Origin of the sequence: Micromonospora phaseoli, assembly GCF_900109115.1 — a bacterium.
GTDB lineage: Bacteria > Actinomycetota > Actinomycetes > Mycobacteriales > Micromonosporaceae > Micromonospora > Micromonospora phaseoli.
On the sequence record NZ_FNYV01000001.1, the window covers coordinates 983,179 to 1,007,646 of the forward strand.

Annotated in this window: 21 protein-coding genes; 10 read left to right on the forward strand and 11 right to left on the reverse strand. The window is 72.8% G+C overall.

The window, feature by feature from the left end; all coding sequences use genetic code 11:
- Window positions 1-16: 16 nt before the first annotated feature.
- The 4 genes from argH to BMY89_RS04575 all read left to right on the forward strand — a co-directional run bounded on the left by argH (window position 17) and on the right by BMY89_RS04575 (window position 4,360).
- Complete coding sequence (gene argH / locus BMY89_RS04560) at window positions 17-1,480, forward strand: argininosuccinate lyase (RefSeq protein WP_092375090.1); 1,464 nt, start codon at window positions 17-19, stop codon at window positions 1,478-1,480.
- 370 nt (window positions 1,481-1,850) lie between these two features.
- Entirely contained in the window at window positions 1,851-2,456 is a 606-nt protein-coding gene (locus BMY89_RS04565; RefSeq protein WP_092375093.1) for a DNA-3-methyladenine glycosylase, read from the forward strand.
- Between the two features lie 144 nt (window positions 2,457-2,600).
- Window positions 2,601-3,740 (forward strand): LLM class flavin-dependent oxidoreductase, encoded by a 1,140-nt coding sequence (locus tag BMY89_RS04570; RefSeq protein ID WP_232521044.1) that lies wholly within the window; start codon window positions 2,601-2,603, stop codon window positions 3,738-3,740.
- Window positions 3,737-4,360: an FMN reductase gene (locus BMY89_RS04575; RefSeq protein ID WP_092375096.1), complete on the forward strand. Its 624-nt coding sequence runs from the start codon at window positions 3,737-3,739 to the stop codon at window positions 4,358-4,360. The genes BMY89_RS04570 and BMY89_RS04575 overlap by 4 nt, the downstream gene beginning before the upstream one ends.
- A 102-nt stretch (window positions 4,361-4,462) precedes the next feature.
- On the opposite strand, the gene BMY89_RS04580 is transcribed toward BMY89_RS04575, so the two are convergent.
- From BMY89_RS04580 to ppdK, 5 genes are all read right to left on the reverse strand, one after another.
- Window positions 4,463-5,314, reverse strand: coding sequence for a universal stress protein (locus BMY89_RS04580; RefSeq protein ID WP_092375099.1), 852 nt, complete (start codon window positions 5,312-5,314; stop codon window positions 4,463-4,465).
- Between the two features lie 98 nt (window positions 5,315-5,412).
- A complete protein-coding gene (locus BMY89_RS04585) occupies window positions 5,413-6,309 on the reverse strand; it encodes a universal stress protein (protein ID WP_092375103.1) in 897 nt (298 codons plus the stop codon).
- Window positions 6,309-8,927 (reverse strand): cation-translocating P-type ATPase, encoded by a 2,619-nt coding sequence (locus BMY89_RS04590; protein ID WP_092375109.1) that lies wholly within the window; start codon window positions 8,925-8,927, stop codon window positions 6,309-6,311. Before BMY89_RS04590 ends, BMY89_RS04585 begins: the two co-directional genes overlap by 1 nt.
- Before the next feature lie 202 nt (window positions 8,928-9,129).
- On the reverse strand, window positions 9,130-9,570 hold the full coding sequence (locus BMY89_RS04595) for a hypothetical protein (protein WP_092375112.1): 441 nt from the start codon (window positions 9,568-9,570) through the stop codon (window positions 9,130-9,132).
- Between the two features lie 12 nt (window positions 9,571-9,582).
- Window positions 9,583-12,243: a pyruvate, phosphate dikinase gene (gene ppdK / locus BMY89_RS04600; protein WP_092375115.1), complete on the reverse strand. Its 2,661-nt coding sequence runs from the start codon at window positions 12,241-12,243 to the stop codon at window positions 9,583-9,585.
- 129 nt (window positions 12,244-12,372) lie between these two features.
- On the opposite strand from ppdK, the gene BMY89_RS04605 reads away from it, so the two are divergent.
- From BMY89_RS04605 to BMY89_RS04615, 3 genes are all read left to right on the forward strand, one after another.
- A complete protein-coding gene (locus BMY89_RS04605) occupies window positions 12,373-12,864 on the forward strand; it encodes a GNAT family N-acetyltransferase (protein WP_092375118.1) in 492 nt (163 codons plus the stop codon).
- A gap of 37 nt (window positions 12,865-12,901) precedes the next feature.
- Window positions 12,902-13,537, forward strand: a complete 636-nt coding sequence (locus tag BMY89_RS04610; protein ID WP_092375121.1) for a YgjV family protein — start codon at window positions 12,902-12,904, stop codon at window positions 13,535-13,537.
- Between the two features lie 124 nt (window positions 13,538-13,661).
- Window positions 13,662-15,017, forward strand: coding sequence for a hemolysin family protein (locus BMY89_RS04615; RefSeq protein ID WP_092375124.1), 1,356 nt, complete (start codon window positions 13,662-13,664; stop codon window positions 15,015-15,017).
- Window position 15,018: 1 nt separating this feature from the next.
- Here BMY89_RS04615 and BMY89_RS04620 read toward each other — a convergent pair whose 3' ends face one another.
- From BMY89_RS04620 to BMY89_RS04630, 3 genes are read right to left on the reverse strand one after another with little or no spacing between them, the layout of a single operon-like run.
- Window positions 15,019-15,333, reverse strand: coding sequence for a PRC-barrel domain-containing protein (locus BMY89_RS04620; RefSeq protein WP_092375127.1), 315 nt, complete (start codon window positions 15,331-15,333; stop codon window positions 15,019-15,021).
- Complete coding sequence (locus tag BMY89_RS04625) at window positions 15,320-15,700, reverse strand: hypothetical protein (RefSeq protein WP_092375130.1); 381 nt, start codon at window positions 15,698-15,700, stop codon at window positions 15,320-15,322. The genes BMY89_RS04620 and BMY89_RS04625 overlap by 14 nt, the downstream gene beginning before the upstream one ends.
- Window positions 15,697-16,923 (reverse strand): NRAMP family divalent metal transporter, encoded by a 1,227-nt coding sequence (locus BMY89_RS04630; protein ID WP_092375133.1) that lies wholly within the window; start codon window positions 16,921-16,923, stop codon window positions 15,697-15,699. Before BMY89_RS04630 ends, BMY89_RS04625 begins: the two co-directional genes overlap by 4 nt.
- A gap of 693 nt (window positions 16,924-17,616) precedes the next feature.
- On the opposite strand from BMY89_RS04630, the gene BMY89_RS04635 reads away from it, so the two are divergent.
- Together BMY89_RS04635 and BMY89_RS04640 are read left to right on the forward strand one after the other, a co-directional pair.
- Window positions 17,617-18,996 carry a sugar transferase gene (locus BMY89_RS04635; RefSeq protein ID WP_232521045.1) on the forward strand — a complete coding sequence of 460 codons (1,380 nt, stop codon included), beginning with the start codon at window positions 17,617-17,619 and terminating at the stop codon, window positions 18,994-18,996.
- 109 nt (window positions 18,997-19,105) lie between these two features.
- Window positions 19,106-19,771: a polysaccharide deacetylase family protein gene (locus BMY89_RS04640; RefSeq protein WP_092375138.1), complete on the forward strand. Its 666-nt coding sequence runs from the start codon at window positions 19,106-19,108 to the stop codon at window positions 19,769-19,771.
- On the opposite strand, the gene BMY89_RS04645 is transcribed toward BMY89_RS04640, so the two are convergent.
- From BMY89_RS04645 to BMY89_RS04655, 3 genes are read right to left on the reverse strand one after another with little or no spacing between them, the layout of a single operon-like run.
- The gene (locus BMY89_RS04645; RefSeq protein ID WP_232521046.1) at window positions 19,755-20,729 is read right to left on the reverse strand and encodes a glycosyltransferase family 2 protein; all 975 of its coding nucleotides are present in this window, start codon (window positions 20,727-20,729) and stop codon (window positions 19,755-19,757) included. The genes BMY89_RS04640 and BMY89_RS04645 overlap by 17 nt on opposite strands.
- Before the next feature lie 31 nt (window positions 20,730-20,760).
- On the reverse strand, window positions 20,761-21,843 hold the full coding sequence (locus BMY89_RS04650) for a glycosyltransferase family protein (protein ID WP_092375141.1): 1,083 nt from the start codon (window positions 21,841-21,843) through the stop codon (window positions 20,761-20,763).
- Complete coding sequence (locus BMY89_RS04655) at window positions 21,840-23,096, reverse strand: glycosyltransferase (protein WP_170147601.1); 1,257 nt, start codon at window positions 23,094-23,096, stop codon at window positions 21,840-21,842. The genes BMY89_RS04650 and BMY89_RS04655 overlap by 4 nt, the downstream gene beginning before the upstream one ends.
- 417 nt (window positions 23,097-23,513) lie before the next feature.
- Between BMY89_RS04655 and BMY89_RS04660 the strand changes: the two genes are divergently transcribed.
- On the forward strand, window positions 23,514-24,467 hold the full coding sequence (locus tag BMY89_RS04660) for a hypothetical protein (RefSeq protein WP_139217896.1): 954 nt from the start codon (window positions 23,514-23,516) through the stop codon (window positions 24,465-24,467).
- The last annotated feature ends 1 nt before the right edge of the window (window position 24,468 follow it).

Genomic DNA, 24,468 nt, shown 5'->3' on the forward strand with positions numbered 1-24,468 from the left:
GGTGAGCGCTGCAACAATGGGCGGGGTGGACGACAAGAGCCTGACCGAGAACAGCGCAGCGGCCAACCGGACGAGCCTGTGGGGAGGCCGGTTCGCCGGCGGCCCCTCAGAGGCGCTGGCCCGGCTGTCGGTGAGCGTGCAGTTCGACTGGCGGCTGGCCCCGTACGACATCGCCGGTTCCCGGGCGCACGCCCGGGTGCTGGCCGGCGCCGGCCTGCTCGACCCGGACGAACTGGGCCGCATCCTCGCCGCCCTGGACGACCTGGAGGCCGCCTGTGCCTCCGGCGCGTTCCGCCCGACCGTCGACGACGAGGACGTGCACACCGCGCTGGAGCGCGGGCTGTTGGAGCGGCTCGGCAGCCTCGGCGGCAAGCTGCGCGCCGGCCGGTCCCGGAACGACCAGGTCGCCACCGATCTGCGGCTCTACCTGCGTGATCACGCCCGGGGCGTGGCCGCACGGCTGGTGGAGCTGGCCGAGGCGCTGGTAGAGCAGGCCGCGCGGCACGTGGAGACGGCCGCGCCGGGCATGACCCACCTCCAGCACGCCCAGCCGGTCACCTTCGGCCACTGGCTGCTGGCCCACGTGCAGCCGCTGCTGCGGGACCTGGAGCGGCTGCGGGACTGGGACCACCGGGCTGCGGTCAGCCCGCTCGGCGCGGGGGCGCTGGCCGGTTCGGGGCTGCCGCTGGACCCGGTGGCGGTCTCGAAGGAGTTGGGCTTCCGGACGTCCTTCGCCAACTCGATGGACGCGGTCGCCGACCGGGACTTCGTCGCCGAGTTCCTCTTCACCACCGCGCTGATCGGGGTGCACCTGTCGCGCCTCGGCGAGGAGGTGGTGCTCTGGACGTCGCAGGAGTTCGGTTGGGTCGAGTTGGACGACGCCTTCGCCACCGGGTCGTCGATCATGCCGCAGAAGAAGAACGCGGACATCGCCGAGCTGGCCAGGGGCAAGTCCGGTCGGCTCGTGGGCGGGCTGGTCAGCGTGCTGACCATGCTCAAGGGCCTGCCGATGACGTACGACCGGGACATGCAGGAGGACAAGGAGCCGGCCTTCGACGCGGTCGACACCCTGGAACTGCTGCTGCCGGCCCTCGCCGGGATGATCTCCACGATGACGGTACGCGTCGACCGCCTGGTCGCCGCCGCGCCGGTGGGCTTCTCGCTGGCCACCGAGGTGGCCGACTGGCTGGTGCGCCGGGGTGTGGCGTTCCGCGACGCGCACGAGATCACCGGCAAGCTGGTGGCGCTCTGCGCGGCCCGGGACTGTGCCCTCGACGAGGTCTCCGACGAGGATCTGGCCGCGGTCAGCGAGCACCTCGACCCGGCCGTACGCGACGTGCTGTCGGTCCGCTCGGCCCTCGCCGCTCGGATCACCCCCGGCTCGACCGGCCCCGGTCCGGTCGCCGACCAGCTCGCCGCCGCCGCCGACCAGCTGGCCGGCTGGCGGGAGTGGACCGCCGAGAGCGTCGTACCCCGCTGACGTCCGACAGTGCGCGGTACGTGGTCCCACCACGTGCCGCGCATGTCCTTGCCCGACCTGACTCCCCGGCGATCGAGGGATCTTCGTCGTGGCCCGAGCCGCCCTCCGGCTTCGGGGATGTCTCCTCTTCTGCGGTCCCTGTCGAGTTGAACCGTTCACGCTGTCAGGCGGCATGCACCGGTGGCGAGTCACCGCGATCCGTTCGCGCTGTCAGCTCGACAGGACGCGCACACCCCACGCGCGCCGCCGCGATCCGGTCACCGGGGCCTGGTCGACGCGGGGTTCGACCTCCGCAGCGGCACCGGCGTTTGTGCCAGCGCGGGTAGGCCGCAGTTTGCCGGTCGGGCGTGGGCTGCGGTTACCTGGATTCGTGGACCACTCCTGGCTGCGGGCTCCCGCCGCACACGTCGCGCAGACCGCACAGACGCTGCTGGGCTGGGAGGTGTCGGCAAACGGGGTCCGGATCCGGCTGACCGAGGTCGAGGCGTACGCCGGCACCGGCGCGGATCCGGCCTCGCACGCCCACCGTGGGCCGACTCCCCGTACGAAGGTCATGTTCGGCCCGGCGGGGCATGCCTACACGTACTTCGTCTTCGGAGTGCACTGGTGTCTGAATCTCGTCTGCGGCGGCGAGGGGGAGGCGGCGGCGGTGCTGCTGCGCGCCGGTGAGGTGGTGGACGGCCTGGACCTGGCCCGCAAGCGGCGCGGGGAGGTGGCCGACCGCGACCTGGCCCGTGGTCCTGCCCGACTGGTGGTCGCGCTCGGCGTCGACGCGGCGGCGAACGGCACCAGCGTCGTCGACGGGACCGGGCCACTGCTGCTGACCCCGCCGACCCGCCCGGTCGTGCCGTCCGAGGTCTCCGCCGGCCCGCGCGTCGGCGTGGCCGCCGCCCACGAGGTGCCCTGGCGCTTCTGGATCACCGGCGACCCGACGGTCAGCCCGTACCGCCGCCACGTGCCACGGCGACGAACGTGACGAGCCCGGCTCGCGACGTGCGGCATCCCGCGACGGCCTGCCGGATACGCGAGGCGGCCCGGTTCGTGGAATAGTTGACTCGTCAAATATGTTGTCGAGTGCGCCGGGCACCACCCGCCCGGTCGGACGACACGAGGAGCTGTGATGCAGTTCGGAGTCTTCACCGTCGGCGACGTCACGGTCGACCCGACCAACGGCCGTGAGCCGACCGAGGCCGAGCGGATCAAGGCGATGGTGGCCATCGCGCTCAAGGCCGAGGAGGTCGGCCTCGACGTCTTCGCCACCGGTGAGCACCACAACCCGCCGTTCGTGCCCTCGTCGCCCACCACGATGCTGGGCTACATCGCCGCCCGCACCGAACGGCTGCTGCTCTCCACCGCCACCACGCTGATCACCACCAACGACCCGGTGAAGATCGCCGAGGACTACGCGATGCTCCAGCACCTGGCCGACGGCCGGGTCGACCTGATGATGGGCCGGGGCAACACCGGCCCGGTCTACCCCTGGTTCGGCCAGGACATCCGCAACGGCATCCCGCTCGCGATCGAGAACTACGACCTGCTGCGCCGGCTCTGGCGCGAGGACGTGGTCGACTGGCAGGGCAAGTTCCGCACCCCGCTGCAGTCGTTCACCTCGACCCCGCGCCCGCTCGACGACGTACCCCCGTTCGTCTGGCACGGCTCGATCCGCAGCCCGGAGATCGCCGAGCAGGCCGCCTACTACGGCGACGGATTCTTCGCCAACCACATCTTCTGGCCCGCCGAGCACACCCGGCGGATGGTCGGTCTGTACCGGCAGCGCTTCGAGCACTACGGCCACGGCACCGCCGACCAGGCCATCGTCGGCCTCGGCGGCCAGGTGTTCATGCGACGCAACTCCCAGGACGCGGTACGCGAGTTCCGGCCGTACTTCGACAACGCGCCGGTCTACGGGCACGGCCCGTCGCTGGAGGAGTTCACCGCGCAGACCCCGCTGACCGTGGGCAGCCCGCAGCAGGTCATCGACCGTACGCTCGGCTTCCGCGACTACGTGGGCGACTACCAGCGGCAGCTCTTCCTCCTCGACCACGCGGGGCTGCCGCTGAAGACCGTGCTCGAGCAGCTCGATCTCCTCGGCGAGGAGGTCGTGCCGGTGCTGCGCAAGGAGTTCGACTCGCTGCGGCCGGCGCACGTGCCGCTGGCGCCGACGCACGCCTCGCTGCGGGCCGCCGCGCAACGCGCGCCGCAGACCGGCGGGACCTCGACCGGTGACCTGGCCGGGGCCGGCGCGGAGATCGAGCGGTGACCGTGCGCAGCCTGGCGGTGGTGTCGGCCGGTCTCAGCCAGCCTTCGTCGACCCGGCTGCTCGCCGACCAGCTCGCCGCGGCCACCCGTGACGAGCTGGTCCGGCGTGGCGAGGAGGTGGAGCTGCGACCGGTCGAGCTGCGCGAGCACGCCCACGACATCGTCAACCACCTGCTCACCGGTTTCCCGTCGGAGTCGTTGCGGCAGGTGCTGGACCAGGTCACCGGGGCCGACGGGTTGATCGCGGTAACGCCGATCTTCAACGCCTCGTACAACGGGCTGTTCAAGTCGTTCTTCGACCTGGTCGACGCCGAGGCGGTGGGCGGCCGGCCGGTGCTGGTCGGTGCCACCGGTGGCACCGCCCGGCACTCGCTGGCTCTGGAACACGCGGTCCGCCCGATGTTCACCTACCTGCGGGCGGTGACGGTGCCGACGGCGGTCTTCGCCGCACCCGAGGACTGGTCCGGCGGTGCCGCGGACGGCGCGTTGCGCGCGCGGATCGTCCGGGCCGGCCGGGAACTGGCCGAGCAGGTCCACCGCACGGCACCCTCGGACGGGCCGACCGACCCGTTCGCGCTCACCACCAGCTTCGAGCAGCTGCTGGGCGGTCGGGACACCTGACACCCACCACCCCGCACCGCGTCGATCTAGGGACTGTCGTCGTCGCTGGAGATCGACTAGCGACGATAACCCCTAGATCGACGCGGCGGGGGTAGCGGTGGGTCAGAGCTCCGGCTGGTGCGGGTGGGCGACGAGCACCGGGCAGCGGGCGTGCTGCACCAGCCCCTGGCTGACCGAGCCGAGCAGTAGGCCGGCGAAGCCGCCCCGGCCGCGCGATCCGGCCACCACCAACGCGGCATCCCCGGTCGCCTCGATCAGCGCCTGGTCGGGCTTTGGCGCGGTGACCAGTCGTTCCTCCACGGTCAGGCCGGGATTGCTGCCCCGCGCCGCCGCGCCGGCCGTGGCGAGCAGCGTCGCCGCCGGCCCGTCCTCGGCCGCGTCGGACTCGTCGGTGACGTGCAGCAGCACCAGCGTGCCACCGCGCCGCATGGCCTCCTCGGCGCCGAACCCGACGGCGAGTTCGGCCGACTCCGAGCCGTCCACGCCGACCAGCACCGGCCCGTCGGTCGGGATCGGTCGATCGGGCGGCCGGATCACCAGCACCGGGCAGTGTCCGTGCGCGGCGACCTGGGTGCCGACCGAGCCGAGCAGCAGCCCGGCGAAGCCGCCCAGGCCACGGCTGCCCACCACGACCAGCTCCGCCCGGCGGGACTCCTCGACGAGCGTCGCGCCCGGCCCGCCGGCCACCTGACGCACCTCGACCGTCAGGCCCGGCCACCGGTCGACCAGCTCGGCGGCGGTCTGTTCGAGCATCTTCCGGCCGTCCTCCGACGCCGCCGGGACTCCCACCTCGTACGGGTTGATCGGCACGCCGTAGCCGAGCGGGTGCAGGTAGCCGTGTACCAGGTGCAGTGGGCGCGACCGCCACACCGCCGCCTGTGCCGCGTGTTCCGCGGCGACCAGGCTCGGCGGTGAGCCGTCCACCCCCACCACGACAGGTCGGTTCATCAGCAAAGGTCCTCCATGAGTCGGTCGGGTCATTGTCGACGCGGCCCCGCCTGCGGGCGGCCCCGACACACCACCGAAGGAGCCGACGTCGGCGCGACGGTCGGTCAGCTTCTGGTGACCGTACCCACCTTCCGGACGATCGCCAGCGGGGAGTGGGCGTGGTGCAGCACCGCGTGGCTGACCGAGCCGAGCAGCAGCCCGCCCAGCGCACCCCGCCCCCGTGCGCCGAGGACCACCAGCTGGGCGTTGCGGGACTCCTCCACCAACGCCCGGGCCGGGGAACCCCGGACCAGCCGCCGCCGCACCGTCACCTCCGGGTACCGCTCCGACCAGCCGGCCACCGACTCGGCGAGCGTGCGTTCCTCCTCCTCACGGAAGGCGTCCAGGTCGTAGACCAGGGGCAGGATGTCCCCGGGGCCGACTGGGGTCGGGTAGAGCCAGGCGTGCACCGCGACCAGTTCGGCGCCGCGCCAGGCCGCCTGCTCGAAGGCGAACCCGACGGCCTCCCGGGACAGCTCCGAGCCGTCGACACCGACCACCACCGGCCCGTCCGCCCGCGACTCGTCGCGGACCACCAGCACCGGGCTGTCGGCGTGGGCGCTGACCTGCACGGCCACCGAGCCGAGCAGCAGGCCGGCGAAGCCGCCAAGGCCACGGTTGCCGAGCACGATCAGTGCGGCGTCGCGGGCTTCGGCGAGCAGCACGGCCGTGGCCGCGCCGTCGACCACCACGCCGGTGACGGGCACCTCCGGGGCCACCTTGCCGGCCTCGGCGACGGCCTCCGTCACGCACCGCTCCGCCTGGTTGCGCAGCCCGCCCTCGGCGGGCGCACCCGGCGCGGGGCCCAGCGGTACGCCCATCAGCGGCCAGATGAACGCGTGCACGATCCGCAGCGGGCGGTGTCGGTACGCCGCCTCCCGCGCGGCGGCACGCACCGCGTGCAGGGCGATCTCGGAGCCGTCCACACCCACCACGACGGGGGCACCGGTGTTGCTGGCCATCACATCTCCTCCTCGGGTCCACTACCAGCCTGGCCTATCGCGTGCCGCTGCGGGCGGCGGGTCGCCCGCAGGATCAGTCCGGGCAGCACACTGATCATGGCGCAGGCGAGCAGGTCCCGGACGCTCAGCGGCTCGGTGCCGAGCAGGTCCCGTAGCGGCGCCAGCAGCACCCCGGCGACCTGCAGCAGCGCGGAGACGACCACCGCGAGGGGCAGCGCCAGGTTGCCCCGCCGCGCACCCGGCGGTCTGGGCGCGCGAACCGCCAGGGCCACCCCGAGCTGGGCCAGGCCCAGCACGATGAAGACCACCGACTGCCAGGGTCGGTCCCACGCGACGGCGAGCACACCCGCGCCGAGCGTCACCGCCGAGATGAGCGCGCCGCCGATCAGGATGTGCCAGCCGAGCCCGGCGCCGAGCACCGACTCCTGCGGTGAGCGTGGCACCCGGCGCAGGGTGCCCGGCTCGGCCGGCTCGGCGCCCAGGGCGACCCCCGGCACGCCGTGGGTGAGCAGGTTGATCCAGAGGATCTGCGCCGGCAACAGCGGCACGGCCATCCCGAACAGTGGGCCGAGCAGCATCACCGCGATCTCGGCCACGCCACCGGAGAGGGCGTAGCGCAGGAAACGGCGGATGTTGTCGTAGATCCGCCGGCCCTCGCCGATCGCGGTGGCCACGGTGGACAGATCATCGTCGACCAGTACCAGGTCCGCCGCCTGCCGGGCCACCTCGGTGCCGCCGCCCATGGCCACGCCGATGTCCGCCCGGCGCAGCGCCGGCGCGTCGTTGACGCCGTCGCCGGTCATCGCCACCACGTGCCCCTGGGCCTGCATCCCGGCGATGATGTCGAGCTTCTGCTCCGGCTGGGTACGCGCGAACACCCGCGCCGCCGGGGGCGCGTCGGCGGGATCGCCGTCGTCGCCGCGCACCACCGGATCGCCGGGCTGCCAGATGCCCAACTGCTCGCCGATGGCCGCTGCGGTCGCCGGATGGTCCCCGGTGATCAGCACCAGCCGGACGCCGGCGTCGGCGAAGCCCTCGGCGATGTCCCGTGCTCCGGCACGCAGCGGGTCGCCGACGGCGATCAGGCCCAACGGGCGCAGTCCCTCGGGGTGGGCGGGATCGGTCGGCGGGCTGTCCACCAGGGCCGCCGCCAGTGCCAGCACCCGTAGACCGTCGCCGGCCATCCGGTGCGCGGCGGCGCTCAGGGCGGCCAGCTCGTCGGCGTCGGCGTCGAGCAGTGGTGCGGTGAGCACACTTTCCGGGGCGCCCTTGCACACCACGAGGTAGCGGCGGTCGCAGGAGCGGTGCACGGTGGTCATCCGGCGCAGCTGCTGGTCGAAGGGGTGCTCCGTCATCCGGGGCCAGGCGCTGCGGGTGGTCTGGGGGTCCAGGCCGCACCGGGCGGCGAAGGCCACCAGCGCTGCCTCCAGCGGGTCACCCACGGCACTCCACCGGGGCCGTTCGTCGGTCGGCGGGGCGAGCGTCGCGTCGTTGCAGAGCAGCCCGGCTCGGGCCAGCCGGCGCAGCTCGTCCGGCACGGCGATCGGGGTGCCGTCGCGGTGCACGTCGCCGTGTGGTGCGTAACCGGTGCCGGTGACTCCGAAGCTCCCGCCGTCGGCGGTGACCGCGTGCTGCACGGCCATCCGGCCCTCGGTGAGGGTACCGGTCTTGTCGGAGGCGATCACGGTGACCGAGCCGAGCGTCTCCACCGCGTGCAACCGGCGGGGGATCGCCCGGGCCGCGGCCATCCGGCGGGCGCCCAGGGCGAGAGCCAACGTCACCACCGCCGGCAGCGACTCGGGCACCGCGGCCACCACCAGGCTCACCGCGGTGACCGCCATGTCGACCAGCGGCCGGCCGCTGAGCACCCCGACGACGAAGACCAGCCCGGACAGGAGCACGGCGGCGAGCCCGAGGACCCGGCCGAGCCCGGCGAGCCGGCGTTGCAGCGGGGTGGCCGTCGGTCTGGTGGTGGCGGCCAGGGTGGCGATCCGGCCGAGCGCGCTCGCCGTGCCGGTGCGGACCACCGTGCCGGCGGCCCGACCGGTGGTCACCACGGTGCCGGCGCTGGCCTCCTCACCGGCGGCGCGGGTCACCGGCACCGACTCGCCGGTCAGCGCCGACTCGTCCAGGTGCAGCCGGTTCGCGTCGTGCAGCAGCAGGTCGGCCGGGACCACGTCGCCGGCCTCCACCCGGACCAGGTCGCCACGGACCAGGTCGGCGGCGGGCAGCACCACGTCACGGTCGTCGCGGACCACCCGCGCGGTCGGCGCGGCGAGCTGGTCGAGCGCGGCGATGGCCCGGTCGGCCCGTACCTCCTGCACCACGCCGATCGCGGTGTTGACCGCGACGACGAGCAGGATCACCGCCGTGTCCGGGTAGTCCCGCAACGCCGTGGTGACCACGGCCGCGGCCAGCAGCAGGGCGACCAGCGGATCGGTGAGCTGGCGCAGCACCCGGGTGGCCAGGTGCCGGCGCGGTGGCGGCGCGGTGGCGTTCGGCCCGTCGACCCGCAGCCGGTGGGCGGCCTCGGTCGAGCTGAGCCCGCCGCTCGGTCCCGCTGTCAGCGTGACCTCCGTGGGTGTGGTCCCGCCCGCGACCTGGACCTGTCCGGCCACCGTTCGCCCCCGCCCTACCCTGCGGGCCCGCCTCCTGCGGCCCGTCCGGTTCCAGCCTCGCCCCTTGCGGTGATCCCCGGCAGGGGCGATCCGCCCGCGGCCCGGGACCAACGGCCCTGCCGGCCGACTCGTGCCGTCGTCGTCCCCGCGCCGGCGCCGCCGGCGGCCGATCCGGCCACCGACGGCGACGTGGCGTACCGGATCAGCGCTCGACGACCAGCCGGTGGGCCCGTAGCAGCCGGGCCCACCAGGGGCGCGCCGCCCGGGGACCCGGTGCGCGCGGGCCACGGAAGCTGACCCAGCCGCCCGGACCCATGGTCAGGCTGGAGACCGCGGGCGGCCGCTTCCGGCCCAGCACCACCACGCCGGCGCTGACCAGCCCGACCGCCAGCACGCCGGCCGTGGCGGCCAGCAGCCGGTCCGGATCGGGCAGCGGACGGTACCGGAGGCGCCCGCCGTGGGCCACGAACACCCCGACCGGACGTCCGTCGCGGATCACCGGCACCAGTGCGGTCGGTGGCGTACCGGGCAGCTCCAGCACCGGTCCGACCGCCGGCACCGGTGCCGGTTGAGGCGCCGCCTCGGGAGCCGGCCGGGGCGGCACCAGCGGCATCGGCCCGGTGGCGTTGAAGATCGCGGTCATCTCGGGTACCTCCTATCGAGCGTCGGAATCGGCGCAGGCACGGGCCACGGCGGCCCGGCCGGCGGCCAGCCGGGCGATCGGCACCCGGTACGGCGAGCAGGAGACGTAGTCGAGCCCGGCCCCGGCGAAGAACTCCACCGACTCCGGGTCACCGCCGTGTTCGCCGCAGACGCCCACGGTCAGCTCCGGTCGGGCGGCCCGGCCCTCGGTCACGGCCAGCCGGACCAGCCGGCCCACCCCGGCGGCGTCGAGGGTCTCGAACGGTGACGTCTCGACGATGCCCCGGTCCAGGTACTCGCCGAGGAACGAGCCCTCCCCGTCGTCCCGGGAGAACGCCCAGGTGGTCTGGGTCAGGTCGTTGGTGCCGAGGGAGAAGAACTCGGCCTGGCCCGCGATCGGGCCGGCGGTCAGCGCCGCCCGCGGCGTCTCGACCATCGTGCCGACCGGGATCGACGGCGCACCGGGCACGCCGGCCAGCACGGTCGCCACCTCGGCCCGCACGGCGGCCAACTCCCGGACGTCCACGACCAGCGGCACCATGATCTCTGGGCGCGGGTCGCCGCCCTCGGCCACCCGGCACGCCGCCGCCTCCGCGACGGCCCGGACCTGCATCGCGAACAGACCGGGCACCACCAGACCGAGTCGCACCCCGCGCAGGCCCAGCATCGGGTTGCTCTCCTGCATCCGGCGTACGGCGGCCAGCAGCACGGCGTCCCGTCCCGGGTCCTGCCCGAGCGCCTCGGCCCGGGCCACCCGCGCGGACAACTCGGGCAGCGGGGGCAGGAACTCGTGCAACGGCGGGTCGAGCAGTCGGATGGTGACCGGGAGGCCGTCCATCGCGGCCAGGATCGTCACGAAGTCCTCCCGCTGCAACGGCAGCAGCTCCGCCAGCGCGGCGGCCACCTCGTCCGGCCCGTCGGCCAGGATCAGCCGCTCCACCAGGGCCCGGCGTGCGCCGAGGAACATGTGCTCGGTGCGGCACAGCCCGACGCCGGCGGCGCCGAGCGCCCGGGCCCGCGCCGCGTCGGCCGCGGTGTCGGCGTTGGCGCGTACGCCGAGCCGCCGTACCGCGTCGGCGTGGCGCAGCAGCCGGTCCACGGCGGCGACCAGGCGGTCGGACTCCGGCGCCAGCTCACCGGCGAGGTAGCGGGTCACGGGGGAGGGGCGCACCGGCACCTCGCCGAGGTAGACCCGACCGGTGGTGCCGTCGATGGAGATCACATCACCGGCCCGGACCGTTGCGCCGCCGACGCGGAGTTCGCCGCGCTCCGCGTCGACCTCCAGCGCCTCCGCCCCGCACACGCAGGTCCGACCCATACCCCGGGCGACCACCGCGGCGTGCGAGGTCTTGCCGCCCCGGGCGGTGAGGATCCCGGCTGCGGCGATCATGCCCGGCAGATCGTCCGGGCTGGTCTCCCGGCGGACCAGGATGACGGGCCCGTCCGCCGCCGTCGCGGCGGCGCTGTCGAAGACGACCCGACCGGCGGCGGCACCCGGCGAGGCGCCGACTCCGACGGCCAACGGTTCGCCGACGGCGTCCGAGTCGAAGGCGGGGAACATCAGCTGGGCCAGCTGCGCCCCGGTGACCCGGGTCAGCGCCTCGTCCCAGCTGATCAGACCCTCGTCGGCCAACTGCGCGGCGATCACGAACGCCGCCGCCGGGGTGCGCTTGCCGACCCGGGTCTGCAGCATCCACAGCCGGCCCTGCTCGATGGTGAACTCCACGTCGCACAGATCCCGGTAGTGCCGCTCCAGGGTGGCCATGATCCCGGTGAGCCGGCGGTAGCTGGCCGGGTCGATCCGGGCCAGGTCGTCCAGCCCCACCGTGTTGCGGACCCCGGCCACCACGTCCTCGCCCTGAGCGTCGGCCAGGTAGTCGCCGTACACGCCGGGCGCACCGGTCGCCGGGTCACGGGTGAACGCCACGCCGGTGCCCGAGTCCGGGCCTCGGTTGCCGAAGACCATCGCCATCACGTTGACGGCGGTGCCGAGGTCGTCGGGGATGTGCTCGCGGCGCCGGTAGAGCACCGCCCGAGCGGCGTTCCACGACTCGAAGACCGCCCGGATCGCCAGGTAGAGCTGCTCGTGCGGGGCCTGCGGGAAGTCGTGGCCGACCCGGTCGGCGAAGACCTTCTTGTACGTCTCGACCAGCCCGCGCAACTGCTCCGCGGTCGGACCGTCCGCTCCGGCGGTGGCCCGCAGTGCGTCCAGTTCCCGGTCGAACTCCTCGGCGGGCACCCCGTGCACCGTGCGGCCGAACATCTGGATCAGCCGTCGGTACGAGTCCCAGGCGAACCGCTCGTCGCCGCTGATCCGGGCCAGGCCCGTCACCGTCGAGTCGTTGAGCCCGATGTCCAGGATCGTCTCCATCATCCCGGGCATCGAGTACCGCCCGCCGGATCGCACGGCCAGCAGCAGCGGCTCGAACCGATCGCCGAGCCGCCGATCCAGCCGCGCCTCGATCTCCCGCAGATGGTCGTTGACCTCGTCGAACAGCCCGGCCGGCACCGATCCGTCGGCGAGGTACGCCCGACAGGCGTCGGTGCCGACGGTGAAGCCGGGCGGCACCGGCAGTCCGAGCCGGGTCATCTCGGCGAGGTTGGCGCCCTTGCCGCCGAGCAGGTCGGCCTTGCCTCGATCACCCTCGCGGAAGTCGTACACATACCTCGTCATGGCTGGGCCTCCACCTCGTCGTCGATGCCTCTGACCTGTTGGTAACAGTGCGGGTACTCCTCGGGGCAGGGCCGAAAGCCGACCCGGCACGGGCCGCAGGTCCCCAACCCCGGCAGGTACCATCGGCCGATGACCGACGACCTGCGGCTGCGCCCGGTCACCGAGGACGACCTGGTCGAGTTCTTCGTCCACCAGCTCGACCCCGAGGCCAACAAGATGGCCGCCTTCGGCAGCGAGGATCCGACCGACCGGCGGGCGTTCGCCGCGCGCTGGGTACGCATCCTGACCGGTCCGGAGAACCTGGCCCGCACGGTGACCGTCGACGGCACGGTGGTCGGCCACGTGCTGGCCTTCCCGGTCGGCGATCGCACCGAGGTCAGCTACTGGATCGACCGGGCACGCTGGGGTCACGGGTACGCCACCCGCGCCCTGACCGCGCTGCTGCGGGAGGTTTCGCGCCGGCCGCTGCACGCGCGAACGGCGACCGACAACGCCGCGTCGCTGGCCGTGCTGCGCCGCTGCGGCTTCGTCGTCAGGGGCACCGACCGGGGGTACGCTCCGAGCCGCGGCCACGAGATCGACGAGTACGTCCTGGAACTGCCGGCCTCACCGGGGCCCTGACAGCGGGGCTGACCAGGGCGGCGACTACCCTCGCGGGGTGAACTGGCTGGAACTGGCCGGCTGGACCGGCTCGGCGATCCTGGTGTGGTCGCTGCTGCAGACGCGCATCCTGCGGTTGCGCGCCGTCAACCTGGTCGGCTGTGTCGTCCTGATCGGCTACAACGCAGCCGTGCAGGTGTGGCCCATGGTGGGGCTCAACGTGGTGCTGGCCGTGATCAACATCTGGTACCTGCGGCGGCTGCTCGCCACCCGCCACGACGAGCAGACCTACCAGGTGGTCGAGGTGGGCGCCGACGACGCGTTCCTGGCCCACACGCTGCGGGTGCACGCCGCCGACATCGCCCGGTTCAACCCCGGCTTCCAACCGGGCCGGCTGGCCGACCACTCGGCCTTCCTCGTCGTACGCGCCGACGAGGTGGTCGGGGTGGTCCTGGTCCGCGACGCCGGCGACGGGGTCGCCCAGGTCGACCTCGACTACGTCACCCCGCCGTTTCGGGACTTCACTCCCGGTGAGTTCGTCTACCGACGCAGCAGCCTGTTCACCGACCGGGGTTTCCGCCAGGTGGTCAGCCCGCCGGGCATGATCGCCCCCTACTACCACCGGCTCGGCTTCCGGCGGGAGGGCACCTCGTTCGTGCTGGACCTGCCCACATCGACGGGGACCCGCGGGTAGCCTCGCGGCGGGTGCCGAGCAGGCGATGATTCGCCGTCGGGGCCAGTGGGCATAGGCTCCGCTACGCCGACGGGACCTCCGTCGGCGGCGCCACCAGGCGCGGTCCACCGAGGGAGAGCCGGGCGTGCAGAGCTACTGGAGCCAGCTGGCCCTGGTCGGAGTCCTGATCGTGGTGAACGCGATCTTCGCGGGTAGCGAACTCGCGTTGGTGTCGCTGCGGGACAGCCAGGTCCAGCGACTGGAACGGACCGGTCGCGCGGGCCGGGTGCTGGCCCGGCTGGCCCGGGACCCCAACCGTTTCCTGGCCACCATCCAGATCGGCATCACCCTGGCCGGCTTCCTCGCCTCGGCGGCCGCCGCGGTGTCGCTGGCCCGGCCGCTGGTCCCGCTGCTGGACGGCGTGTTCGGCCGGGCCGCCGGACCGGTCTCCGTCGTGCTGGTCACGCTGGTGCTGACCTTCGTCACCCTGGTCTTCGGCGAGCTGGCCCCGAAGCGGATCGCCATGCAGATACCGGAGCGGTGGGCGCTGCTGGTGGCCCGCCCATTGGACCTGATCGCCACCCTCACCCGACCGGCGGTCTGGGTGCTCGGCGCCACCAGTGACCTGGTGGTGCGGCTCTTCGGGCTGGACCCGAAGCCCGAGCGGGACGAGATCAGCCCGGACGAGTTGCGGGACATCGTCTCCGGCCACCACGGCTTCACCAAGGAGCAGCAGACCATCATCGCCGGCGCGGTCGAGATCGCCGAGCGCAAGCTGCGGGCGGTGCTGGTGCCGCGGCTGCAGGTCTTCTGTCTGGACAGCGGGACCACCGCCGAGGACGCCCGGCTCGTGCTGGCCGCCTCCGGGCACTCCCGCGCGCCGGTGGTACGCCACGGTGGCCTGGACGAGACGGTCGGCGTCATCCATCTGCGGGACCTGGTCGGCGTGCGGGACGACCAGCCCGTCGACGACCACGCCCGGGCACCGATGCTGTTGCCGGACTCGGTGCTGGTGGTCGACGCGCTGCGGCAGTTCAAGGCCGAGCGGCAGCACATGGCCCTGGTCGTGGACGAGCGCGGCGCCGTCGAGGGCATCGTCACCCTGGAGGACATCCTGGAGGAGATCGTCGGGGAGATCTACGACGAGACCGACCGGGACATCCGTCAGGTGATCACCGAGGCGGACGGCGCGTTGGTGCTGCCCGGCACCTTCCCGGTGCACGACCTGTCAGACATCGGCGTGGACCTGCCCGGACGTCCGGACGGCGACTACACCACCGTCGCGGGCCTGGTGCTGGCCGGCCTGGGTCGGATTCCCGCGCCCGGCGAGCACCTCACCGTCGACGGCTGGCGACTGGAGGTCACGCTCGCCGACGACCGGGCCGTCTCCGGGGTCCGGCTGCGTCGTCCGGCCGAGGAAGAGACCTCCGCCGCGACCGATGACCAGCCGGACGAGCAGCCGACCGACGTACCCGCCGTGCTGGACGGCAGCCGCGGCTGAGTCAGCCCTCGGCCGGCTGGTCAGCTCCGGGAGGCTCCGGTAGCGGCGGGTCCAGCCGGACCCGGTGCAGTGGCACCTGCACGGTGCTGCGGCTGAGCAGCCGGGCCATCGCCCGGATCGCCCACGGGCCGGACGGGTGCCGCTCTCCTCCGATCAGCCGTCCGCTCATCCGGCCGTACCAGTGCCGGGTGACGACCAGGTCGGTCAGTCGCAGCGGCCCGCCGGGACAGCCGCGCACCACCAGTTCCACCACCCGCCCCAGCCGCCGTCCCCGCTCGTCGTAGGCGGTCCGGCCCAGCAGCTCACCCGCTCGCACGGTCGGCTCCGGGAATCCGGCCGATCAGGTTGCGGCGCAGCCACGCCTCCACCGGCGGGGTGGCCAGCTCCTCGGCCCGGATCCGCAGCCGCACCGCGCTGCCGACCCGCTCGACGAGCGCGTACGGGATGCGTAGGGGGGCCATCGGTCGATCGGTGACGAACCGCTCGGCGGTCAGCACCATCATCCGGCCGAGCCGGCCGCCGACCCGCAGCCCGAGCGCGCCCGGCCCGCTGAGCAGCGCACGCAGGTACGGAACGCCGTCCGGGCCGAGCGCGAACTCAACGTCGTCGACCTTGCCGACCAACCGTCCGTCGGCGTCGACGAGCTGGCGGTCGAGCAGCTCCCGGCTGACCTGGATCCTCACTGTCCCATTCTGGTGCCGATGGCCAGCGGTACGGCGGCGATCGAGGCGGCGAGGATGACCAGCAGCAGCACCGCCCCCAACAGGTTGAGGGCCCGGCCGTTGACCCGGTCGCCGAGGTAGGTGCGGTCGTTCGCGACGATCAGGATCGGCAGATAGGTCAGCGGCAACGCCACCGCGCTGATGATCAGCATGTACTCGGTGAGCGCCACCGGGTCGACCGTGGTGAACAGCAGGAGCACGCCGAGCAGCACGCTGACCAGCAGCACGGTGTGGAACCGGGCCGCCTCGCGCGGGCTGACCCGCTTGCCCCACTGCCAGCCGAAGTACTGTGCGGCGGCGTACGCCGCGGACAGGCCGGTCTCCAGCGCGGCGCCGAAGGTGACCGCGAAGAACGCCAGTGCTGCCACCGCCAGGCCGACCGCGCCGAAGGCCAGCACCACCGGCTGCGCGACCTCGTCGAGGCTCTCCACCGACAGGCCGGCGGGGCGCAGCACCACGGCTGCGGTGGCGATCAGCGACAGCGCGAGGAACCCGCCGATCGGGAAGCCGACCAGCACGCTGAACCGGGCGTCGGCCAGGTCGGCGGGGCTCCAGCGTTCCTCGACCCCGCCGGAGGAGAAGAAGAAGATCTCGTACGGGCTCACCGTGGAGGCGAACAGCGCCACCGCGATGAACCAGTACGCCCCCCAGCCCTGACCGGCTTCGCTGGGTGCCACGGCGCTGCGACCGAGTGCCGCCCAGTCGGTCGGTAGCCAGAACAGCGCGACGGCGAAGATCACCAGGGCCAGCCCGGCCAGGCCGAACACCCGCTCCATCAGCGGGAACCGCATCCGCCACAGCACCAGCCAGACCGCCGCCCCGGCAAGGGGCACCCAGAGCAGGTAGGGCACGCCGGTGGCCAACCGCAGTGCCAGCGCCACCCCGCCCAGCTCGGCGGAGAGGGTGATCACGGTGACCAGGTAGGAGGCCGCCAGGTTGACCAGCGCCACCCGCGCGCCGAGCCGTTCCCGGATCAGGTCGAACACCGCCCGACCGGTGATCGCCGCGATCCGTCCGGCCATGTCGGCGTACGCGCAGATCGCGACCACGCCGAGCAGCAGCACCCAGGTGTGGGCCATGCCGAACCGGGCGCCGGCCTGACCGGCGGCGACGAGATCCCCGATGTCGACGAAGCCACCCACCGCGGACAGGATGCCGAGCGTGGCGGCGAGGAGCTTCTTCACGTCGGCGGCGCGGGCTCGGTCATCGACGCGACGATATCGCCGTCAAGCGTGTGATCTAGGCAGAAACCACATCTTCTGTCATCAACGCCGGCGGGCCGGTAGCGCACCGACCGTGCCCCGAGGTGGACCTGGGCCGGCTTCTCCGCCGCCAGATGCGGTTGTCGTGATAACGGCGGACGGGTCGGTGAGGCCCTCGTCGAGGAGGTAGCCGAGTTCGCCTACGGGGTACTTGTCCGGCCCGTACTGATTTGGATTTGCGCATGATCCAGAAGTCGTACGGTCAGCCGCTAAAAGGTTGAGGCGTGCTCGCCCGGCGATTATCGCAACGCACCTGTCCGGTTCTGTCTAGAACGGTTCTCGCCATGTTGACTCTGGGTCGGGGAAACGTGGAACCACTCTCGCGACGTGCACCGGGGCCGAGCGCCACCGCGCTCGGCGGTCTCGCCCGCGTCTCCAGGTGAACCAGCTCCCGGAGGCGCAGTTGGTCGCTATTACCACGCGAGTTCGGGCCGGATGATCCACCGTACGGCGAATGGCCGATGGACGAGCGATGGAGGCTGGGTGAATTCGGTGGAGCTGGCGCCACCAATCGAAACGGCGCCCGTCGGGACCGACGCAACGCCGCAATCCGTGGAACCTCTCCGGCCGCGACGGCGGGCATGGCGTTCGCGATATGTCGGCACGCTCTGCGCGGTGGACCTGACAGTCGGTTTGGTGTCGGCTTTCGTGGCGCTCGGCCTTCGATTCGGGTCGCAGACCACCGAACCGTACAACCGCGGTCACTTATGGCTCACCATTGCGCTACCGTTCGCCTGGCTGGCCGCGCTCACTCTCAACCGTGCGTATGAAACACGCTACCTGTTCGTGGGCAACGACGAGTACGCCCGCGTGGTCCGGTCCGGTCTCGCCCTTCTCACCACGCTGGCCGTCGTGGCACTGGCCTTCGACTTCCGGCTCGCCAGAGGCTACATGATCATCGCGATGCCGATGATGATCGTGATCGGCGTCGGGATGCGGTACCTGGTCCGCCAGCGACTGCACCGCTCGTGGGCGTGCGGTGACCGGCTGCACCGGGTCATCCTGGTCGGCCACGCCCACGCCGTCGGTGAGATGACCAGGAGACTGCGCCGTGAGCGCTACCACGGGCTGGGAGTGGTCGGCGCCTGCCTGCCGTACCAGGAGGCCGCAGCCGGTACGTGGCACACCGGCCCGCCCCTGCCGCCGGTCCTCGGCACCTTCGAGGACGTGGCGACGGCGGTCAGCCACGCGGGTGCGGACACGGTCGTCGTGCTCTCCTGCCCGGAGATCGCCGGAGCCACCCTGCGGCGGCTGGGCTGGCAACTGGAACGCGACGACGTCGACCTCATCGTCGCCAGCACGCTCGTCGACGTGGCCGGTGACCGCACCACCATCCGACCGGTGGACGGACTGCCGATGCTGCACGTCGAACACCCTCGTCTCAAGGGCGGCCGGCGGTTCGTCAAAGCGGTCTTCGACCGGGTGTCGGCGCTGCTGCTGTTGCTCCTCGCGAGTCCGTTGATGCTGGTCATCGCCCTGCTGGTGCGGTTGGCGCCGGGCGCCCGTGGCCCGGTGATCTTTCGGCAGGAGCGGGTGGGACGCAACGGCCGCCTCTTCGTCATCTACAAGTTCCGCACCATGTACACCGACGCCGAGGAGCGCCTCGCGCAGCTGCTGCATCGCAACGAGCACGACGGTGAACTGTTCAAGATTCGCGACGACCCGCGGGTGACCCGGTTCGGGCACCGGCTGCGCCGCTTCTCCCTCGACGAGCTTCCTCAGCTGGTCAACGTGGTCAAGGGCGACATGTCGCTGGTCGGACCCCGGCCCCCGCTGGCCCGCGAGGTCGCCAACTATCCGCCGGACATGCGTCGGCGGCTGGTGGTCAAGCCCGGGCTGACCGGGCTGTGGCAGGTCTCCGGCCGGTCCGATCTCTCGTGGGAGGAGTCGATCCGCCTGGACCTGTCGTACGTGGAGAACTGGTCGCTGACGATGGACCTGACCATCCTGCTGCGTACGGTCGGCGCCGTCGTGCGCAGCTCCGGTGCGTACTGAGCTGCCCCGCCGCCACCTCCGCCCTCGCGATCGGTCCGTACATTGCTGAGCGAACGGCCCCGACCGGCGCAAGGACCTCGGTCCCGTCGTCCCTGAGCACAGGAGAGTCATGACCGACCACCGCGTGATCAACATCCTGTTCCACGGAATCGGTACGCCACGTCGGGAGATGGAGCCGGGCGAGGAACGCTACTGGGTCAGCGTCGACCGGTTCCACGAACTCCTCGACGAGGTGGTGGCCTGGCCGCAGGCGCGCCTCAGCTTCGACGACGGCAACGCCTCGGACCTCGACGTGGGGCTGCCCGCGCTGCTCGATCGGCAGGTGAGCGCCACCTTCTTCATCATCGCGGGCCGGCTCGGTTCGTCCGGGAGCGTGGACGCCGACGGCGTCCGGGAGCTGCGGCGGCACGGGATGCCGGTGGGTAGCCACGGCATGTGGCACCGTCCGTGGCGTCGCCTCACCGCCGAGCAGGCGACCGAGGAGTTCCACACGGCCCGTGACCGGCTCGCGGAGCTCACCGGTGCACCGGTGGATCAGGCCGCCTGCCCGCTCGGTCGGTACGACCGGGCCGTGCTGGCACGGCTGAAGGCGGCCGGGTACCGGCGGGTGTTCACCAGCGACCGGCGGCCGGCACGGGCCGGCGCGTGGTTGCAGCCGCGCTACAGCGTCCGGGCCGAGGACACCGCCGAAGGGCTGCGCGACATCGTCTTCGGGCAGGGGCTGCTCGGTCGGGCCCGGTCGCACGCCGCCGGACTGGTCAAGCGCTGGCGTTGAGGCCGGTGCCGATCGTGGCCCGTTGGTCGGCGGGCGGACCGGGCGTCTCCCGCAGGGCCGCCGGGCGCAGCAGCGCCGCCGCCGCGGCCCGGCTGGTCGGGCTGCCGAGGGCGGCGCGGCTCACTTCGCGCAGCAGCACCGCCGCCCAGTACGCGGCCGTCGCCGCCCGGCCGTTCCGGCGTCGGTACAGGCGCACCTTGTTGAGGGTCAGCAACCGCCACAACCAGGGCGCCGCGCGGGAATCGCCGCCGATGTGGGTGGCTCGGGCGGCGGGGGCCAACCGGGTCGGGAAACCGGCGTCGCGTGCCCGCAGGGCGAAGTCCGTCTCCTCGGAGTAGAGGAAGAACGACTCGTCCCACGGCGCGCACGCCGACCAGCAGCGTCCGCTGACGAGCAGGGCGGAGCCGACGGCCCAGTCCGATCTGGACTCCCGGCGGTAGGCGGCGGGATCGGTGACCACCTCGCCGAGCACGGGAAAGCGGCCCGCCCGTTCGGCGCCGAGAAGTGCGTCACCGAGCGCGCGCAGCACGGTCGGCTCCCGCCGCAGGGTGTGTTCGGGGCTGCCGTCGGCCATGGTGACCAGGGGCACCACGATGCCGTCGTCGCCCCGGCGCAGCAGGTCGAGCAGGAGTTGGCCGCAGCCCGGCGTGAGCCGGACGTCCGGGTTGAGGATGAGCACCGAGGTGAACGGCGCGGCGGCGGCCGCGGCGGCGTTGATGCCCGCCGAGTAGCCGCCGTTGCGGCCGGTCTCCACCACGCGTGCGGCCGGCATGAGCCGTCGGACCGTCTCCGCCGTGCCGTCCGACGAGGCGTTGTCGGCGACCGTGAGGTGCCAGCGCAGACCAGCGAGCCCCGGGCCCAGGGATTCCAGCAGTCCCGGCACGACGGCGGCGCTGTTGTAGGTGACCACGATGACGGCGACCACGTCGCCGGATTCGGGTGTCGGGGCGGTGCTCACGCGGGTGCGCTCCTCGTAGGGGTCGGCGGGGTCAGGCGGGCACCGCGCGGTCGCGGTAGGTCCGGTAGACGTCGGCGAGATCGGCGCGCAGGCCGTCCGGGTGGTACTCGGCACGGATCCGTTCGGCGGCCGCGTGTCCGGCCGACACCAGGGCGGCCGGCTCCTGCTCGTAACGGCGCAACGCCCGTTCGACCGTGACCGCGTAGCTCAGCAGGTCACCCTCGGCGACCGGTGCGCAGTACCGGGGGTCGAAGAAGTCCCGTCCACCGAGGCCGGTGAAGCCGACCACGTACGCGCCGCTGGCCATCGCCTCGGCCGGTGGGAGGCCGAATCCCTCCCGCTCGCTGAAGCTGAGAAAGATCGCGCAGCCGCGCAACGTCTCGGCGGTCTCCGCCTCGGTCAGCCCGTCGATCGGCACGAGTTCCCAACCGTCGAGCGCGCCCCGGGCCCGCAGGATGTGCAGCAGTTGCTCCTGCTCGGCGGCGCGGCGGCGGGGCATGTGGCCGATCCGCCGAGCGGCCGGGCGCGCCGGAGGGTGGAAGACCTCCGGGTCGACCACCACCCGGGCCAGCCGTACGTCGAGGTCGGCGAAGGCGTGGCGCAGCAGCGCGGCGTTGTCCCTGGAGACCGTGAGCAGCGCCTCGATGCCGGGACAGTCCCGATAGGGCGCGCCGGCCGAGGTGCCGGCGAACGGCACCTCGGCGAACGTGTGGTACGCGTTCTGATTGAAGATCAGCTTCCGGGCGGGCGCGGGCAACCGGTGCAGCGCCGGACCGTAGTACTCGGGCACCACCAGGAGATCCGCCGGGCCGACGGTGATCTGCCCGGCGGCGGTGACCCGGGTGTCGTTGGCGAACCAGTCGGCGCGGAAACCCGGCCGGGAGTGCAGCACCGCGGCGGCAGTCCCCGAGGAGTTGAGCAGGTCGACGTGGCGGTAGAGGTTGCGGATGCCGCCGCTGGGCTTGTTGTCGTCGGGGCTGAGGTAGTAGATGACGCCCGGACCGGAGCGGTTCGCGTCGTACCGCGGCGACGGGGGAGTGCGTCGCCGCAGCTCCCGAGCGTGGCCCAGCCGCCCCAGCCAGGCACGCCCCGCCCGCCTCGTGGCGCCGATCACGACGACCCGTCGGGGGAGGTGGGCACCAGCCGGCGCCAGACACCCAGGTACGCGGCGGCCTGGTGTTCCCAGGCGAGCACGGAGGTGAACCGTTCCTGGGCGATCACTCTCATCTGCGCCAACTGGGTCTCGTCGTCGAGCAGCTCGTCCAGCGCCTTGCCGAACTCGTCCCCGGTGCCGGTGGCGACGTACCGCCCGGCCGCACCGGCCGTGCGGCGGGTCTCCAGCAGGTCGACCGCGACCACGGGCAGCCCTCGGGCCAGGTACTCCACCGTCTTGGCCATCGTCGACAAATTGGTCATGTCGCTGAAGATGTCCGGCTGGATGCCGAGGGTGGCGCCGCGCAGCAGCGCGTCGACCTCCGGGGCCTGGAGCCATCCGGTGAAGCGGACCACATCGCCGAGCCCCCGCTCGTCGACCATGCCCCGCAGTGCGGGCAGGCACTCGCCGTCCCCGGCGATGACCATCTCCCAGCCGTCCCGGCCCCGCAGGCCGACGAGCCGTTCGGCCGCCAGGACGGCGCGGTCCACGTGATCCTGTTCGTTGATCACTCCGATGTAGACGATCTGCTTGTCGCCGCCCGGTTCTGTCGCTGCCGGAGCGGAGATCTCGCCGGCGGCCGGGCCGTTGCGCACGATCGTCACCCGTTCGGGCTTGCATCCGCCCCGGGTGAGCGCGATCTGACGGTAGGACTCGTTGGTGGCGACCACCTCGTTGGCGAACCGCATGGAGAGCCGTTCGAACCAGATGAGCAGCCGGCTGACGGTGGGCCGTGGTGCGGCGGTCTTGCAGGCGTACAACTCGGGGCTGAGATCGTGGTGGTCGAAGATCCAGCTCCGGCCGGTGGCCCGCATCGCCAGGGCCAGCGGCCAGAAGACGTCCGGCGGGTTGCAGACCTGCGCGGCCACCACCCGGTGCCGGGTGACCAGCACGGCGAGGTGCCAGGCGACGCAGAGGAACGCCCAGGCGAACTCCGCGGCGAAGGAGAGCAGCCCGGTGCCGGCGAAGGGTTGGGCAAAGGAGCGGATCGTGGTGTCCCGGCTGCCGGGCAGCTGGCGGAGCCGCTCCCGGCCACGTGGGCAGATGACGGTGACGCGGTACCCCGCACTCTCCAGCGCGAGGCATTCCCGGATCACCCGCCGGTCCCGCTCGGCCGGCAGGTTGACGACGGCGATGGCGACGTGTGGCCGCCGCGCCGACGGGCTGGTGGTGGTTTCCGCGCGCGCGTCTGCCCGCGGCCGTCCTGCGGTCATGGATGCCCCCTCCGGCGACATGTCGGTCGCCGCCCGCAGTGAGGGCCGGTCGTGCCGTCATCGGGTCGGCGGCGAGGACCGTGGTCGCAGGTGCCACGATCGTGGAATCGGGGCTTCGGGACATCCCCCGTTGGTACTGTGCCATCTGTCAACCCGCCGACTGATTGATCAATAAGTCGGCATTGTGTTGCTCGCCCCAGATCTAAGTTTCGTCCGAGTGTTCGCTCTTTCTTGCCAAGGTATTGCTGGCGCGGAGACACTTGCCTGGGCCCCGTAGCATCGAGTCCGCGGCTGGTCCCGGCGTTCCGTGCTGCGGCACGCCCCTCGTCTTCACCTGGACTTCAGCAAGGGGATCTAGTGGACCTGTGGGACATGACCAAGCTGCTCTTTCGGCGTTGGTATATCTCCCTGCCCCTCATGCTGGTCGTCGTTCTGCTGGGCGGTGTGGCGAGCCAGGTGGTGAAGCCGGACTACAGCGCGAGGGCGCACATCCAGTTGATCCCGCCACCGGTCGTCACCGGGGCGGACGGTCGGCAGAAGCCGATCAAGAATCCCTGGTTCGACCTCGGCTACATCGCCCTGGGCAACGCCGCGATGATCGACGTGACGCGACAGGCCGTGCTCAAGCAGATGGTGGCGGACGGCCTCTCCGACAACGTCACCGTCGTCATGGACCGGGTGCCGCTCTTCGAGATCGAGGCGGTGGGCAGCTCCCCGGAGCAGGCCACCGCCACCGCCCAGCGGATGCTCCGGCTGATCGCGGACGCGGTCGCCGAACGGCAGAGCTCGTTGCAGGTGGGGGAGAGTGACCTGATCACCACGCTTGCGCTCGACGACGGCACCGAGGTCGAGGTACAGAATTCGAAGATCATGCGGGTAATGGTGGTGACGCTCGGCGGCGGGCTGTTGATCGCCGCGGGGGTCACGGTCGCCGCGGACGCGCTGCTGCGCCGGCGGGCCCGCCGACGGGCCGGCGCCCCGAGCGGGTCGGCGGCGCCTGACGAGGCCGGTGCCCAGCCCGCAACCGCAACGCGTCCGTCGGCCGCGTCCTTCGACGGTGAGGCCACCCAGGTGATCGGGGCGGCGGGCCGGGCGCCGGCACCGGCCACGGGGGCGGCTACGCCGCGCCAGGTCCGGCCGCAGCCGGGACCTGGCGCGAACCAGCCGGCGGGCGGCACGACCGGACCTCAGCCGGTCCGACGGGAGCACTCCGTCGGGGAACACCTCACCCAGCGCGGTGACGCCGATCCGCGTCGTCCGGCACCGGCACCGGCACCCGCACCGGCGCCGGCCGACGGCGACGCGACGGTCGTGCTGCCGCTCTCCCACTCCGCCAACTGGCCGCGTAGGAGCGGCGCCGACCGGCAGTGAC

Coding starts and splice junctions, on each gene's coding strand:
- argH (WP_092375090.1), top strand. CDS start 17: ATGGGCGGGGTGGACGACAAGAGCCTGACCGAGAACAGCGCAGCGGCC.
- BMY89_RS04570 (WP_232521044.1), top strand. CDS start 2,601: ATGCAGTTCGGAGTCTTCACCGTCGGCGACGTCACGGTCGACCCGACC.
- BMY89_RS04585 (WP_092375103.1), bottom strand. CDS start 6,309: ATGGCCAGCAACACCGGTGCCCCCGTCGTGGTGGGTGTGGACGGCTCC.
- BMY89_RS04595 (WP_092375112.1), bottom strand. CDS start 9,570: ATGACCGCGATCTTCAACGCCACCGGGCCGATGCCGCTGGTGCCGCCC.
- ppdK (WP_092375115.1), bottom strand. CDS start 12,243: ATGACGAGGTATGTGTACGACTTCCGCGAGGGTGATCGAGGCAAGGCC.
- BMY89_RS04605 (WP_092375118.1), top strand. CDS start 12,373: ATGACCGACGACCTGCGGCTGCGCCCGGTCACCGAGGACGACCTGGTC.
- BMY89_RS04640 (WP_092375138.1), top strand. CDS start 19,106: ATGACCGACCACCGCGTGATCAACATCCTGTTCCACGGAATCGGTACG.
- BMY89_RS04655 (WP_170147601.1), bottom strand. CDS start 23,096: ATGACCGCAGGACGGCCGCGGGCAGACGCGCGCGCGGAAACCACCACC.
- BMY89_RS04660 (WP_139217896.1), top strand. CDS start 23,514: ATGCTGGTCGTCGTTCTGCTGGGCGGTGTGGCGAGCCAGGTGGTGAAG.